Here is a 15257-nt window from a genome sequence, read left to right on the forward strand (position 1 = left end):
CCCGCCATCAGGCGGGTTTTTCTTCAGCGGTAGGCAGGCGCGATCAGTAGCGCCGGCGCTGCTCCATCAGGCGACGCTGTTCGTCGCTGCGGATGGGGATGGGTTGCAAACGTGGAGGCTCGATCAGTCCGAGCGTGACAGCCAGTTTCCACGCGATGCCTTGCAGCCAGACTTTCATGGGATGCCTCCTCATTCCAATTCGGGTCGGGCGGCCCGTTACCACCATGGGCCGCCCTGGGAAAGAATAGCTCGGCGTCCCACTCTCCGCCCGCGCTACTCATTCCTTGATACAAAGCCTATCGGTTAGCGCCGGATCGACGCCTGACCTGAATCAACGGCGCGACACATCCGCCGCTCATCGACGCAGCTTGCTGCGTATCCACTGCTCGCTGCTGACCAGGGTGATGCCGGCCAGCACCAGCACCGCGCCGCCGACGAAGTTCAGGCTCAGCGGTTCGCCCAGGATCAGCACGCCGAAGGCGATGCCGAACATCGGCGTCATGAAGGAAAACACCGACAGATTCGACGCCAGGTAACGGCGCAGCAGCCAGAACCAGCAGAAATAGCTGAAGAACGACACCACCACGCCCTGGAACAGCACGCTGCCCACGCTCATGGCGGTGAAGCTGACCTCGTGGGTCTTGCCCAGCGCCAGTGCGGTGAGCGGCAACAACAGGGCGGCGGCGAACATCTGGTAGAACAGCGTCAGGCTCGGCGGCGCCTCGGACAGGCGCGTCGTACGCACCGCCACTGTGGTCATGCCCCAGGACAGCCCGGCGAGCACACCCAGGGCATCGCCGAGCAACATGCGGCTGTCCATCCCGGCGAGGTCGAATCCGCCGCCGAAGCACAGCAGGATGCCACCGAAGCACACCGCGATGCCCAACCACTGCAGGCGCCGCAGACGCTCGCTGGGCAGCAGGAAATGCAGGGCCAGCGCGGAGAAGATCGGCGCCGTGTAGAGGAACACCGCCATGTGCGAGGCGGAGGTGTAGACCAGCCCCTGGGCGATGAAGAAGAACTCCGCGGCGCACAGCACCCCGGCCAGCATGCCGCCCTTGAGGGTGCCCTGGCGCAGGCCTTCCCAGCCGCCGCGCCAGCACATCAGCAACGCCAGCAGCACGGCGGCGATCGCGTTGCGCCCGAAGGCCTGCATGATCGGCGCGATGTCCGGCGCCGCCAGCTTCACCGCAACCTGCTGGATGCCCCAGATCACGCACAGGCCGGTCATCGTCTGGATGGCGAAGGCATCCGCGTTCTTGCGTTCGGGAATCATGGGCGCCTCCGGTTGGCGGCGCGGTCGGCAGTCGGACTGTGCATGGCAAGACTCGTCAGTGAGAAGGGAGCGTCCTGGGAAAATCGGCGGCAATGAAAGTCCGCCGATTATTCCAGTTCCAGGCAGCTCACTGCCAACGGAAACCCGCTGTCCAGCCAGCCGCGAACGACATCACTTGCCCGACTTCACCTGGCTCCAGGTACGGGTGCGGATGCGCTCCAGCTTCTGCGGCAGCGGCTCCACCGAGTACAGCCGGGCCTGAACCTCGGCGGTCGGGTAGACGTTGGGGTTGTCGCGCAGCTCCGCCGAGATCAGCTTGTCCGCTTCCTGGTTGGGGTTGGCGTAGGCCACATAGTCGGAGATCGGCGCCACCACTTCCGGACGCAGCAGGTAGTTGAGGAAGGCATGGGCCTGCTCGACGTTCTTCGAGTCCTTCGGAATCGCCAGCACGTCGAACCAGGCCGCCGCGCCCTCCTTGGGAATGCGGTACTCGATCCTGACACCGTTCTTGGCCTCCTTGGCACGGTTGGCCGCCTGCATCGCGCCGCCGGACCAGGCCAGGGCCACGCAGACGTCGCCGTTGGCGAGGTCGGTGACGAACTTCGAGGAGCTGAAATAGGTGATGTTCGGGCGCAGTTGCATCAGCAGCGCCTCGGCCTTCTTGTAGTCCTCGGGATTGCGGCTGTTGGGCGACAGCCCCAGGTAGTGCAGCACCTGCGGGATCACCTCGGTGGGCGAGTCGAGGAAGGCCACGCCGCAGGATTTCAGCCTGGCCAGGTTCTCGGGCTTGAACACCAGGTCCCAGGAGTCCAGCGGCGCCTTGTCGCCGAGCACGGCCTTGACCTTGTCGACGTTGTAGGCGACGCCGTTGGTGCCCCACATGTAGGGCATCACGTACTGGTTGCCCGGGTCCTTGCTCTCCAGCACCTTGAGCAGCGCGGGGTTGAGGTTTTTCCAGTTCGGCAGCTGGCTCTTGTCCAGCGGCTGGAACACACCGGCCTTCAGGTAGTTGGGCAGGAAGCCGTCGCTGGGCACCACCACGTCATAGCCGGAATGGCCGGAGAGCAGCTTGGCCTCCAGCACTTCATTGCTGTCGTAGACGTCGTACTGCGGCTTGATGCCGGTATCGGCCTGGAAGCCCTTCAGGGTATCCGGGCCGATGTAGTCGAACCAGTTGTAGATGCGCACTTCCGGCGCGGCGCCGGCGGTGCAGGCAGTGGCGAGGGTGGCCGCGGCGAGCAGGCCGCGCAGCGCGTTATTCTTGTTCATGTCCTTCCCCAGGTGATGCGCCCGCGCAAAGGTTCGCGGGCCAAAATGCAATCGGGCGGACTCCCGTCCGCCCGATTGTGGCTGTCAACGTGCGCGGCCTTCGAAGCCCTGCAGCACGTTCACCGCGTTGACGCCGATGGCCTCGACCGCGTAACCGCCTTCCATGATGAACAGCGTCGGGATGCCCATTGCGGCGATGCGCTCGCCCATCTTCAGGTAGTCCGGGCTGTCCAGCTTGAACTGGGAGATCGGGTCGTCCTTGTAGGTGTCCACGCCCAGGGAGACCACCACCGCGTCCGGCGCGTAGGCGGCGATCTTGCGGCAGGCGTCCTCCAGCGCGGCGGACCAGCCGTCCCAGCCGGTGCCGTGGGCCAGCGGGTAGTTGTGGTTGTAGCCTTCACCGGCGCCTTCGCCGTGCTCGTCGGCATGGCCGAGGAAATAGGGGTACTCCACCAGCGGGTCGCCGTGGATCGAGGCGAACAGCACGTCGTTGCGGCGGTAGAAGATGTCCTGGGTGCCATTGCCGTGGTGATAGTCCACGTCGAGGATGGCCACGCGCTTGGCGCCCTGGTCGAGGAACGCCTGGCTGACGAGGGCGGCGTTGTTCAGGAAGCAGTAGCCGCCCATGAAGTCGCTGCCGGCGTGGTGGCCCGGCGGACGGCATAGGCCGAAGGCCATGTTGGCTCCCTGGCGCATGTGGTCCTGGGCGGTCAGCGCGACCTGGGCCGAGCTGTAGATGGCCTGCCAGGTGCCGGCGGTGATCGGCGCCTCGGTGTCGAAACTATAGTGACCCAGCTCGCCCATCAGCGCGGTGGGGATCGGACCGTCACGGCGCAGGCGGCGGCCCGGGAAGGTAGTGGAGACCAGGTCGCCGGTGTGGCCTTCGGCCGCCCAGCGGGCCCAGGCGCCCTTGAGGAATTCGACGTAACGGGTGTTGTGGGTGCGCAGGATCGGCTCGAGGCCGAAGTCCTTCGGCGCGATGACCTCGCCGAGGTTCTGCGACTTCACGCGGGCCAGCACGGTATCCGCGCGGCTGGGCATTTCGAAGCAGGGCTGGAGTTTGCCGTCGACCAGTTCGGACTGGCCGAAGTGCAGGCGGTGATCGTCGCTGTAGACCGTGAGCATGGGAGTAGACCTCGCAGGATTCTTGTTCTCGGGTGGCAGGATTCTGCCCAGCCTGGGCACGACGCAGAACAGCGTGAGCGGCCAAAAGGGGATCGATATGGCCAGAATTTATGACCCTTAACTAACCGTATCCGCCGACAGTTCACCACGAAACCCTCCCCCGGAGCACCCCGCCTCGCTATGCTTCAGGGAATTGCCACGGCGGGAACCGGTCTACCTCCGGTAACACGCCATGACCAGCGGCTGGGGGGAAGATGCGCAAAACCATCGCACGGGCATGCTGCCATGCCCTGTTGGCACTGATGTTGTCGCTGGTCGGCGCCACCGCCGCGCTGGCAGGCGAGCCAAACGCGACGACGCCGGCCTCCGCCTTCGAACTGCCGGACCTCCCCGACGAGGCGAGCCTGGACCAGTTGAGCGAACGTCTGGAGCTGATTCGCCAGCGCGTTTCCGCCGACAGCGACGACAGCCTGCTGGCCTCCCTGCGCCAGGCTGCGCTGCAGGTCCAGCTGCGCGCGGAGCAGAGCGCGGGCGACCTCAGCACCCGCCTGGCGCGCACCGGAGATCAGCTCAAGGTACTCGGTCCGGAAGTCGCCGGCGAAGCGGACAACCTCACCCGCCAGCGCAATGACCTGCTGGCGGAACAGAAGCAGCTTGCCAGTCAGGTACAGCGCGTCAATCAGGTGGACAGCGCCGCCCAGGACCTCGCCGCGCAGATCGTCAACCTGCGCCGCAGCCAGCTCAACTCACAGATCGCCACGCGCTCCCCGCCCCCCTTCAGCCCGCGCTTCTGGTCCAACCTGATCCGCCCCACCGACGACGACCTGGCACGCTTGAGCGCCGTCTACGCCCAGGTGGCCGACAGCCTCGCCCAGGCCTGGCAGCCCGGAAACCGCGCGCCCTTCATCGTCTGCCTGATCGCTGCCATGCTGCTCTGGATACCGGGACGGCGCCTGCTGGAGGGGTTGCTGACCAAGGCGATGATCCGCTGGATTCCCGTCGGCCGCCTGCGGCGCAGCGCCCTGGCCCTGTCGGTGAGCCTGGCGACCATCCTCACCCTGGGCGGCGGCGCTGCGCTGATCCGCGAAGGGCTGGACTGGCACGAACAGCTCGGCGGCAGCATGTCCAACCTGGCGGACCAGCTGCTTTCCCTGGTGATCTTCTGCACCTTCACCGCTGGCCTCGGCCGTGGCCTGCTGGCCGTACAGCGACCTTCCTGGCGCCTGCCCGACCTGCCCGATCCGGTGGCCAAAGCCCTGTCGCCCTTCCCCTGGCTGATGGCCTGGCTGCTCCTGCTGCTCGGTACCCAGGAGCGCCTGAACAGCGCCAGCGGCGCCAGCCTGGCCCTGACCGCAGCGGTCAACGGAATCACCGCACTGGCCACCGCGGTGCTGTTCGCCGCCGCACTCTATGGCTACCGCCGCCGCAGCCGCGAAACGGAGTACGAAAGCTCTCCGCTCACCGGCGTAATGGTGATGGCGATCCTGCTCACGGTGCTGCTGATCCTGCTCGCGCTGTTCAGCGGCTACCTCTCGCTGGCCTATTTCCTTGCCGGCAAGCTGCTCTGGGCCAGCGTGATCTGCGCCAGCGGCTATCTGCTGACCGCCCTGTTCGGCGACCTCTGCGAGGCCCTGCTGTCGCCCAAGCACCCTATCGGCGAGCGCCTGGCGCAGAACCTCGGGGTGAACCCGCAGCACCAGGCGCAGTTCACCACGCTGCTGACCGGCACGGGCCGCACCTTGCTGGTGCTGACGACCCTGCTGGTGGCCTTCTCCACCTCCGGCACCAGTCCGGGCGAGTTGCTGCAAGGCCTGGTGCAACTGGTGAAAAGCGGCCAGTCGCTGGGCCGCCTGAACATCGTCCCGCAGGACATCCTGCTGGCCCTGGCGACGCTCGCCGGCGGCCTGTTCGGCCTGCGCCTGCTCAAGCGCTGGCTGGCCGACGAGCTGCTGCCGGAAACCAGCATGGACGTGGGCATGCGCGCCTCCCTGGTGACCCTGGTCGGCTACATCGGCATGGTCATCCTGGTGCTGCTGGTGCTCTCGGCCCTGCGCATCAACCTCACCAGCCTGACCTGGGTGGTCAGCGCCCTGTCGGTGGGCATCGGTTTCGGCCTGCAGGCCATCGTGCAGAACTTCATTTCCGGCCTGATCCTGCTCACCGAGCGCCCGGTGAAGGTCGGCGACTGGGTCAGCCTGACCGGCGGAGTGGAAGGCGATATCCGCCGGATCAACGTGCGCGCCACGGAAATCCAGATGTCCGACCAGTCCACGGTGATCGTTCCCAACTCGCAGTTCATCTCGCAGAACGTGCGTAATGTGACCATGAGCAACGCGCTGGGGGTGGTCAGCATCAGCCTGACGCTGCCGCTGGATACCGATGTGCTGAAGGTCCGCGAGGTGCTGCTGGGCGCCTTCTCCGAGCACGAATCGATCACCTCCACGCCGGCCCCGTCGGTGACCTTCAAGGAGCTCGGTGTCACCGGACTGACCCTGGGGGTGTCGGGCTATGTGAACAGCCCGCGTGCGGTGGCGACCGCCCGCAGCGACCTGCTGTTCACCATCCTCGGGCGCCTGCGCGAACTGGGCATCCCGTTGTCCTCGCCGCAGAGCCTGGTATTGCAGCAACCGTTGCCGGTCCCGGAGCAGTCGCAGCAGAAGACCGAGGAATGAGGTGGGCGGTCGCGTCGGCGCAAGCCCGCGTCTGCTCCTCAGCAGACGGCGGCGCGCCCCGCGCAATGGGGCGCGCCAGCGCGCACAAATCGTTCATCTACCAGTCATCACTTCGTTACAAACGCTGGCGAAACTCCCTGGCTTTCAACCTGGGGAGGTAAACCGATGTTCAACAATAACCTATACAAAGCCGCATCCATCGCCCTGCTCGTCGCCGGCCTGGGTGCCTGCGCCATGCAGCCACCGGTCGCCAGCAAGGAAGTCACGCCGAACAACGATGACTGGTACCTGGTGCGCACCGACGAGACCCTCTACCTGTTCGACGACGCCAACGTCTACCGCGACTACCTGGTGACCGGCAAGACTACCTATACCAAGGACGTGGGCGAGAAGGACAAGTTCGGCCAGAACGTCGTCCTGGTCGTACGCGCCGAAGACAAGGACAAGGACGCGAAGAAGATCGCCTCCTACCAGTTCTACAAGCAGAGCCTGCCGCCGGCAGCCGGCTTCTACGGCGAAATCCGCAAGGACGGCGTGATCTACGTGGCCCAGCGCTACGGCGACATGGTCGACATGAACGGCCTGGGCGAGCCGATCTTCCGCCACACCGAGATCGCCAGCGGCCCCAATGGCGAGCGCGTGGTCTACCTGATGCAGAAGGAAGAGTCCAAGCCGGTCGCCCTGATCGCCAAGTTCCAGAAGATCTACGGCATCCCCCCGGCCAAAGGCTGATCCGTCAGCCTGCATCCGGCCCGACCGAGGGCCGGATGCGGGCTTCGCAGGGGCCTAGACTCTGCTCAGGGATATCCCTTGCGGAGGCGGCCATGAGCGTGGAACTGGATCACCTGCTGGTACCCGCTGCCGACAAGCTGGCCGCGGCACGGCAACTCGCGGAACTGCTGGACGTACCCTGGGCGCGCGAAGGCGTCGGCCCGTTCGTGCCGGTATTCGTCAATTCGGGACTGACCCTGGATTTCGACCAGTGGGAAGAACCCTTCCCCCGCCTGCACTTCTGCTTCCGGGTCAGCGAAGCGGAATTCGATGCGATCCTCGCGCGTCTGCGCGACGCCGGCATCGCCTGGCGCAGCCGGGTACACGGGCCGGTGGATCATCAGGTCGACACGGAAAACGGCGGACGCATCCTCTACTGGAACGAGCCGGACGGCCACCAGTGGGAAATCCTCACCGTCAGTTATGCGCGCCAGGACGGCGCGGCGTGAGGCGCTAGCTGGACGGCTCCAGCTGCACGGCAACCTTCTCCGGCACCTCGATGTTCCAGTCACCGAACTGGTACCAGTCGTCACCGAGCATTTCGGCCGGGTGCATGGTGCGGTCCGCGCCGTTGCCGCAGGCCAGGTTGGTGGACGGGCAATAACGGTCGCAACCCCAGCAGATGCGCTCGGGATGCGGTGGATTGAGGGGGAATTTCTTGGCCATGCTCAGGCCCTCAGGGGTTTCCTTGTGGGATCCCTGAAGGCTATGCCTGTAGGACTGGCCTGCTCCTTGATCTACGACAAATTCGCACGGATTTCAGGCGCAGCCTTTGTGCACGGCTTTCCATGCACGGCTTTATGCGCGGAAATGGCTCGGCGGCTGGCCACTCCAGCGCTGGAAGGCATGGCGCAGGCTGGCGGTTTCGCTGAAGCCGAGCTCCTCGGCGATGCGGTAGATCGGCATGTCGCCGTCCTGCAGCAGCTCCTTGGCGCGGGCGAAGCGCAGTTCGTCGAGCAGTTGCTGGTAGCTGGTCTGCTGTTGCTGCAGGTGGCGGCGCAGGCTGCGCGAGGAGCAATTGAGGCGGCGCGCCAGCTCTTCCAGGCCCGGCGGCTCCTGCAGGCGTTCGCCGAGGATCGCGCGGACCTTGTCCAGCCAGGCGCGGCGAGCGGCCAGGTCGATGTTCTGGCGGCGGCACTGCTCCAGCATCTCGCGATGGGTCACGGCGTCGGCCAGGGGCAGGCGCATCTCCAGCCAGGAGGCCGGGAAGCCAATGGCGCTGCGCTTGCAGCCGAAGTCCAGCTGGCAGCCGAACAGGGTGGCGTAGGCGGCGCGGCGGTCCTCCGGGCCGTCATAGTCGAACTCGGCGCGCACCAGCGGCAGCGGCTGGCCGAGCAGGTCGGCGCAGGCCACCTTCAACGAACCCAGGCACAGTTCGGTATTGAACGGCCGCATCGACTCGGTTTCGCCGTAGCCGGTGGCGCTCAGCCAGGCCATGTCGCCCTCCACTTCCAGCGCCAGGTGGAAGTAGGTGCCCAGCAGCACCGGGTAGCTCAGGCCGATGCGCAGCGCCTCGCCCAGGGTCGGCGCGGAAAGCAGCGCGTAGCCGAGCAGGCCGTAGGCGGTGATCCGCGTGCGCACGCCCAGGCGCAGGCCCAGGGCGGGCTCGCCGGCGAGGTTCTGCACGTTGACGAACACCTGCTGTTCCTGCCACGGGCTGACCAGCCGACGCAGGTCGAGCAGGTCGTCGCCGGTGATGCCGCTGCCTTCCAGGATCGACTCGCGGCTGTGCCCTTCCGACTCCATCAGCGCGACGGTCAGCGAGGTCATGTGCAGGGAATTGAGCCAGGTGGAGCGGGAGAAGGTCAGCGGATTCATGTCATGCCCAGGGTAGAAGCGATGGCGTGCCCGTTGCGTGTTACCGCGACGGGCACAGCTCAGGGGCAGGCAAGTTGCGTGCCGGCCACCCCACGTGGCCGGATCGATCCCCATGTTACGGGCCTTGGGACGCAGGGCGGAAGCTGATCCGCCCGATCGCAAGGTTACCTTTGCGGACACCGGGACGGTGCCTATGCACCGTTCCGGTACTCAACCACGGGAGAGGAAGCGCATGCCCTCTTCCAGGCCGCTCAGCGTCAGCGGGTACATCTGCTCCTTCACCAGCTCGCGGACAAGGCCAGTGGAGGCAGTGTAGTTCCAGGTGTCCTTCGGATACGGATTGATCCAGATGAGCTTCTTGTACTTCTCCATGAAGCGCTGCATCCAGACGTAGCCGGCCTCCTCGTTCCAGTGCTCGACGCTGCCGCCGGCCTGGGTGATCTCGTAGGGCGCCATGGCGGCGTCGCCGACGAACACCACCTTGTAGTCCGGCCCGTACTTGTGCAGCAGGTCGAAGGTGGCGGTGCGTTCGCTGGAGCGGCGCAGGTTGTTCTTCCACACCGACTCGTAGATGAAGTTGTGGAAGTAGAAGTATTCGAGATGCTTGAACTCGGTCTTGCAGGCCGAGAACAGTTCCTCGCAGACCTTCACGTGGGCATCCATCGACCCGCCGATATCCAGCAGCAGCAGGAGCTTCACGGTGTTGCGGCGCTCCGGGCGCATCTGGATGTTGAGCAGGCCGGCATCCTTGGCGGTGTGGTCGATGGTGCCGTCGATATCCAGTTCTTCCGCCGCGCCTTCGCGGGCGAACTTGCGCAGGCGGCGCAGGGCGATCTTGATGTTGCGCGTGCCCAGTTCGACCTGGTCGTCGAGATTCTTGTACTCGCGCTGGTCCCAGACCTTGGCGGCCTTGCCCTGGCGCTTGCCGGCATCGCCGACACGGATACCCTCGGGGTTGAAGCCGCCGGAGCCGAACGGGCTGGTGCCGCCGGTACCGATCCACTTGTTGCCGCCGGCGTGACGTTCCTTCTGCTCTTCGAGGCGCTTCTTGAACTCCTCGATGAGCTTGTCCAGGCCGCCAAGGGACTGGATCTGCGCACGTTCCTCGTCGGTCAGCAGGCGCTCGAATTCCTTGCGCAGCCACTCCTCGGGGATCAGCGCCTTGAGGTGGTCGTCGAGCTTTTCCAGCCCCTTGAAGTAGGCGCCGAAGGCCCGGTCGAACTTATCGAAATGGCGCTCGTCCTTCACCATGATGGTGCGGGCGAGGTAGTAGAACTCGTCCATGTCGGCGAACACGACGCGGTGCTTGAGCGCATCGATCAGGTCGAGCAGCTCGCGCACCGACACCGGCACCTTGGCCGCGCGCATTTCGTTGAACAGGTTGAGCAGCATGGCTGCATCCTCTCGTGGAGCATGTGCTCTTCGTAGGAGCGAGCTTGCTCGCGAATAAATTAACCGGCAGCTCAATCTCTGGACGGTTCGCGAGCAAGCTCGCTCCTACAACAAAAGAGCAGATTCGGAGATCAGCGCGAAGCGCGGCGGCTCATGAAGGCGAGGCGTTCCAGCAGTTGCACATCCTGCTCGTTCTTCACCAGGGCGCCGGCCAGCGGCGGGATGGCCTTGGTGGGGTCGCGCTCGCGCAGCACGGCTTCGCCGATGTTGTCGGCCATCAGCAGCTTCAGCCAGTCCACCAGCTCGGAGGTGGAGGGCTTCTTCTTCAGACCCGGCACCTTGCGCACGTCGAAGAAGATGTCCAGCGCCTCGCTGACCAGCGTGCCGCTGATCTTCGGGTAGTGCACGTCGACGATCTTCTGCAGGGTCTCGCGATCCGGGAAGGCGATGTAGTGGAAGAAACAGCGGCGCAGGAAGGCGTCCGGCAGTTCCTTCTCGTTGTTGGAGGTGATGATGATGATCGGGCGCTGCTTGGCCTTGATGGTCTCGTTGGTCTCGTAAACGAAGAACTCCATCTTGTCGAGTTCCTGCAGCAGGTCGTTGGGGAACTCGATGTCGGCCTTGTCGATCTCGTCGATCAGCAGGATCACGCGCTCCTCGGCCTCGAAGGCCTCCCAGAGCTTGCCCTTCTTGATGTAGTTGCGCACGTCGTGGACCTTGTCCACGCCCAGCTGCGAGTCGCGCAGGCGGCTGACCGCGTCGTACTCGTACAGGCCCTGGTGGGCCTTGGTGGTGGACTTGATGTGCCAGGTGATCAGCTTGGCGCCGAAGGACTCCGCCAGCTGCTCGGCCAGCATGGTCTTGCCGGTGCCCGGCTCACCCTTCACCAGCAGCGGACGCTGCAGGGTGATGGCGGCGTTGACCGCCAGCTTGAGGTCGTCGGTGGCGACGTAGGACTGAGTGCCTTCGAACTTCATCGGGAAATCCTCGAACGGTAGCGGCCGGGCCTGACCCGGGCGGAGAGGTGCGTTTGGGAGACTGCGACTATAACGCGCATGGCGCTCGACTGTGAACGCAGGACGGGCATTCAGTCACTGAATGCCCGGTCACCGCGCGCCCGGCCATTTCTCGCCAGGCGCCGCCTCCCGGAGATCCATTGAGGCCCGTTCCAGCCACCGCGGCGACCGATCTTTCCGCCGGTTCTGCGTCTGGACGCAGAGGCGGGCTGGGAATAGGCTTTCGGGTCTACTCAAGAGCGACAAGGACTCTCTCCCCATGAGCCGCATCTACGCAGACAACGCGCAGTCCATCGGCAACACGCCGCTGGTCCAGATCAATCGCATCGCCCCGCGCGGCGTCACCATCCTGGCCAAGATCGAAGGGCGCAATCCCGGCTACTCGGTGAAATGCCGGATCGGCGCCAACATGATCTGGGATGCCGAGTCGAGCGGACGCCTCAAGCCGGGCATGACCATCGTCGAGCCGACCTCCGGCAACACCGGTATCGGCCTGGCCTTCGTCGCCGCCGCCCGTGGCTACAAGCTGGTGCTGACCATGCCCTCCTCCATGAGCCTGGAGCGCCGCAAGGTGCTCAAGGCCCTGGGCGCCGAACTGGTGCTGACCGAGCCGGCCAAGGGCATGAAGGGCGCCATCGCCAAGGCCGAGGAAATCCTCGCCAGCGACCCGTCCCGCTACTTCATGCCGGCGCAGTTCGACAACCCGGCGAACCCGGCGATCCACGAGAAGACCACCGGCCCGGAAATCTGGAACGACACCGATGGCGCGGTGGACGTGCTGGTGGCCGGCGTCGGCACCGGCGGCACCCTTACCGGCGTATCGCGCTTCATCAAGAACACCAAGGGCAAGCCGATCCTCGCGGTGGCCGTGGAACCGGTCAGCTCGCCGGTGATCAGCCAGACCCTGGCCGGCGAGGAAGTCAAACCCAGTCCGCACAAGATCCAGGGCATCGGCGCCGGCTTCGTGCCTAAGAACCTCGACCTGTCGCTGGTGGACCGCGTCGCCACCATCGCCGACGACGACGCCAAGGCCATGGCCCTGCGCCTGATGCAGGAAGAAGGCATCCTCTGCGGCATCTCCAGCGGCGCCGCCATGGCCGCTGCGGTGAAGCTGGCCGAGGAACCGAACATGCAGGGCAAGACCATCGTGGTCATCCTCCCGGACTCGGGCGAGCGCTACCTGTCGAGCATGCTGTTCGACGGCGTGTTCGACGAACAGGAGCTGGTCCAGTAAGACGCCTGCGCCCCACTCGGGGCGGTTTCCCCCTGCTCGTTCCGTCACGGTGCGAGCCGGGGCATGGTGGCTGTCTGCGGACCCGCAAGCAGCCACCGCCCCTCGCCATGTTCCGGCAAAACGGTTAATTCTTGCGCAGCCCGTCACAACTGCCGACCGCACAAAGCGGACGGCGCCGGGCATCCCGCACCGCCGTCAGGAACACAAGAATGAAAATTTCCTCCCCGTTGCTCTCCACCCTCGCGCTTTCCATCACGCTGTCCGCGGGCGCCGCCCAGGCCGACAGCGTGAAGATCTACAACTGGTCCGACTACATCGCCCCGGACACCGTGCCGAGCTTCACCAAAGAGACCGGCATCCAGGCGACCTACGACGTCTACGACAGCAACGAGACCCTCGACGGCAAGCTGATGACCGGCAAATCCGGTTACGACATCGTGGTGCCGTCCAACCATTTCATGGCCAAGCAGATCCAGGCCGGCGCGCTGAAGAAGCTGGACAAGAGCCAGTTGCCGAACTGGAAGAATCTCAACCCGGTGCTGATGAAGGCGCTGGAAGTGAACGACCCGGGCAACGAGCACGGCTTCCCCTACCTGTGGGGTACCACCGGCATCGGCTATAACCCGGCGAAGATCAAGGAAGTGCTGGGCGACAACGCCCCGATCGATTCCTGGGACATCTTCTTCAAGCCCGAGTACATGGAGAAGCTGGCCAAGTGCGGCGTCGCCGTACTGGACAACGGTCCCGAACTGCTGCCGATCACCCTGAACTACCTGGGCCTGCCGCATCACAGCCAGAAGCAGGACGACTACAAGCAGGCCGAGGCCGCGCTGCTCAAGGTGCGCCCGTACATCCGCTACTTCCACTCCTCCAAGTACGTCAGCGACCTGGCCAACGGCGAGATCTGCGTGGCCGTCGGCTTCTCGGGCGACATCCTGCAGGCCGCCACCCGCGCCAAGGAAGCCAAGAACGGCGTGGAAATCCAGTACTCCACCCCGAAGGAAGGCTCGCCGCTGTGGTTCGACATGGTCGCCATGCCGGTCGATGCCCCCGACGAAAAGGCCGGCTACGCCTTCATGAACTACCTGCTGCGCCCGGAAGTGATGGCCAACATCAGCAACCACGTGCGCTACGCCAACGGCAACCTCGCGGCCGATCCGCTGGTGAACGCGGACGTCAAGGCCGATCCGGCGATCTATCCGCCGCAGGAGAAGATGGCCAAGCTGTTCGCCCTCGAATCCATGCCGCAGAAGATCGACCGCCTGCGCACCCGCATCTGGAACACCATCAAGACCGGCAAGTAAGCATCGTCTTGCCCTGCAACGCGCGGCCGAAGCCGCGCGTTGTCGTTTCTGTCGCAGGAGTCGCGCTTTGCCGCACGACTCGCACAGGGCTCGCCAGCGTCGATCCAGGCCGCTATAGTCAGCCCACGCAGCGCAGTTGCTGCCCCACTGAACAGGCTTCCATCCATGTCCCGATCCCCGTTGCCCGATCCGGCAATCATCGCTGCAGCCTCCCCGGCCCGCGGCGCGGGTATGGGTGCGGCCTGCCCTCCCCCTCCTGTCGTCGCCAGCGCGTCGCCTCCGCCTCCCGGCGCGGCCTATCCGCCGCCCGGTGTGAGCCTCTGACGCCCACGCATCAAGCGTATTCCAACACCCGGCTTGCCGCGCTCGTCTGACGCGGCGCCCGGTTTGTGGCTGGCCGCCTGAAGGCCGGCCGTGATCTGCCTGACGACAGGTATATGGCATGATTTCGTTCAATCGTTCGTCCCTGGCCGCCCTGGCCAGTACCTCGCTCTTCGTGCTGCTGTGGAGCAGCGCCGCCATCATCAGCAAGTGGGGCCTGGCCCATGCCTCGCCGATGGTCTTCCTCATCGCCCGCTTCGGCACCGCACTGGTGGCGCTGCTGATCCTCTCGCCACTGATCGGCCTGCGTTGGCCACGCGAACGCAAGCAGGTGCGCCATGCCGTGCTCACCGGCCTGGTGATGCTCGGCATCTACCCGATCTTCTACCTGATGGCGCTGGACCTGCACGTCACCCCCGGGGTCATCGCCACCGTGCTCGGCGTGCAGCCAATGCTCACCAGCTTCCTCCTCGAACGCCGACATTCGGCCACTCGCCTGGGCGGCCTCGCGCTGGGGCTGATCGGACTGGTCATGGTGGTCTACCAGAGCATCGGGTTGTCGGGCCTGACCTTCGCCGGACTGGCCTGCTCCCTGCTGGCGCTGCTATCGATTACCGGCGGGTCGATCCTGCAGAAGAACATCCGCGAAAACCCGTTGGGCACCCTACCCCTGCAGTACATCGCCGGGCTGACCCTGTGCCTGGCCGTGGCGCCCTTCCAGCCACTGCACGTCGAGTGGAATGCCGCGTTCATCCTCAGTGCACTGTGGATGGGGCTGATGGTCTCGGTGCTGGCCACCGTGCTGCTCTACCGGATGATCGCGGCGGGCAACCTGGTGAACGTCACCAGCCTGTTCTACCTGGTACCGGCGGTCACGGCGCTGATGGACTACGGGGTGTTCGGCAACCGCCTGTCCGCCCTGGGCCTGCTGGGGATGGGGCTGATCGTGGTGGGGTTGATGCTGGTGTTCCGCAAGCCGGCGCCGGTGCGGGCCGCAGAGGCAACGCAGGCCGTGGATAACGGCTGACCGGGCACGAAAGCCGGAGGCGGGGATGACTC

14 protein-coding genes are annotated in these 15257 nt (G+C 65.5%); 6 read left to right on the forward strand and 8 right to left on the reverse strand.

The features are described from left to right. Nucleotides 1–43 precede the first annotated feature (43 nt). The 4 genes from ACAW63_RS25370 to ACAW63_RS25385 form a co-directional block, all read right to left on the reverse strand. Nucleotides 44–178: a PA1414 family protein gene (locus ACAW63_RS25370; protein WP_275608141.1), complete on the reverse strand. Its 135-nt coding sequence runs from the start codon at nucleotides 176–178 to the stop codon at nucleotides 44–46. A 177-nt stretch (nucleotides 179–355) separates the two neighbouring features. After that, nucleotides 356–1276 carry a DMT family transporter gene (locus ACAW63_RS25375; RefSeq protein WP_371230068.1) on the reverse strand — a complete coding sequence of 307 codons (921 nt, stop codon included), beginning with the start codon at nucleotides 1274–1276 and terminating at the stop codon, nucleotides 356–358. A 171-nt stretch (nucleotides 1277–1447) separates the two neighbouring features. Next, nucleotides 1448–2545, reverse strand: coding sequence for an extracellular solute-binding protein (locus ACAW63_RS25380; protein ID WP_371230070.1), 1098 nt, complete (start codon nucleotides 2543–2545; stop codon nucleotides 1448–1450). An 84-nt stretch (nucleotides 2546–2629) separates the two neighbouring features. Continuing rightward, nucleotides 2630–3670 carry a histone deacetylase family protein gene (locus ACAW63_RS25385; protein ID WP_371230072.1) on the reverse strand — a complete coding sequence of 347 codons (1041 nt, stop codon included), beginning with the start codon at nucleotides 3668–3670 and terminating at the stop codon, nucleotides 2630–2632. Nucleotides 3671–3924: 254 nt separating this feature from the next. Between ACAW63_RS25385 and ACAW63_RS25390 the strand changes: the two genes are divergently transcribed. From ACAW63_RS25390 to ACAW63_RS25400, 3 genes are all read left to right on the forward strand, one after another. Beyond that, nucleotides 3925–6342 carry a DUF3772 domain-containing protein gene (locus ACAW63_RS25390; protein WP_371230074.1) on the forward strand — a complete coding sequence of 806 codons (2418 nt, stop codon included), beginning with the start codon at nucleotides 3925–3927 and terminating at the stop codon, nucleotides 6340–6342. Between the two features lie 165 nt (nucleotides 6343–6507). Beyond that, nucleotides 6508–7074, forward strand: coding sequence for a hypothetical protein (locus tag ACAW63_RS25395; RefSeq protein ID WP_371230076.1), 567 nt, complete (start codon nucleotides 6508–6510; stop codon nucleotides 7072–7074). 92 nt (nucleotides 7075–7166) lie between these two features. Beyond that, complete coding sequence (locus ACAW63_RS25400; protein WP_371230078.1) at nucleotides 7167–7562, forward strand: VOC family protein; 396 nt, start codon at nucleotides 7167–7169, stop codon at nucleotides 7560–7562. A gap of 4 nt (nucleotides 7563–7566) precedes the next feature. On the opposite strand, the gene ACAW63_RS25405 is transcribed toward ACAW63_RS25400, so the two are convergent. From ACAW63_RS25405 to ACAW63_RS25420, 4 genes are all read right to left on the reverse strand, one after another. Continuing rightward, entirely contained in the window at nucleotides 7567–7779 is a 213-nt protein-coding gene (locus ACAW63_RS25405) for a DUF3079 domain-containing protein (protein WP_371230080.1), read from the reverse strand. Nucleotides 7780–7911: 132 nt separating this feature from the next. Then, nucleotides 7912–8931: an AraC family transcriptional regulator ligand-binding domain-containing protein gene (locus tag ACAW63_RS25410; RefSeq protein WP_371230081.1), complete on the reverse strand. Its 1020-nt coding sequence runs from the start codon at nucleotides 8929–8931 to the stop codon at nucleotides 7912–7914. A gap of 210 nt (nucleotides 8932–9141) precedes the next feature. Further along, entirely contained in the window at nucleotides 9142–10323 is a 1182-nt protein-coding gene (locus ACAW63_RS25415; RefSeq protein WP_017518512.1) for a VWA domain-containing protein, read from the reverse strand. Between the two features lie 131 nt (nucleotides 10324–10454). After that, nucleotides 10455–11300 carry a MoxR family ATPase gene (locus ACAW63_RS25420; RefSeq protein ID WP_015476360.1) on the reverse strand — a complete coding sequence of 282 codons (846 nt, stop codon included), beginning with the start codon at nucleotides 11298–11300 and terminating at the stop codon, nucleotides 10455–10457. 298 nt (nucleotides 11301–11598) lie between these two features. Between ACAW63_RS25420 and cysK the strand changes: the two genes are divergently transcribed. From cysK to ACAW63_RS25435, 3 genes are all read left to right on the forward strand, one after another. Next, nucleotides 11599–12573 carry a cysteine synthase A gene (gene cysK / locus ACAW63_RS25425; RefSeq protein ID WP_371230083.1) on the forward strand — a complete coding sequence of 325 codons (975 nt, stop codon included), beginning with the start codon at nucleotides 11599–11601 and terminating at the stop codon, nucleotides 12571–12573. Between the two features lie 209 nt (nucleotides 12574–12782). After that, entirely contained in the window at nucleotides 12783–13877 is a 1095-nt protein-coding gene (locus ACAW63_RS25430; protein WP_371230085.1) for a polyamine ABC transporter substrate-binding protein, read from the forward strand. Nucleotides 13878–14319: 442 nt separating this feature from the next. Continuing rightward, entirely contained in the window at nucleotides 14320–15225 is a 906-nt protein-coding gene (locus tag ACAW63_RS25435; RefSeq protein WP_371230086.1) for a DMT family transporter, read from the forward strand. The last annotated feature ends 32 nt before the right edge of the window (nucleotides 15226–15257 follow it).

It is taken from the genome of Pseudomonas sp. QE6, assembly GCF_041379005.1.
Lineage (GTDB): Bacteria > Pseudomonadota > Gammaproteobacteria > Pseudomonadales > Pseudomonadaceae > Pseudomonas.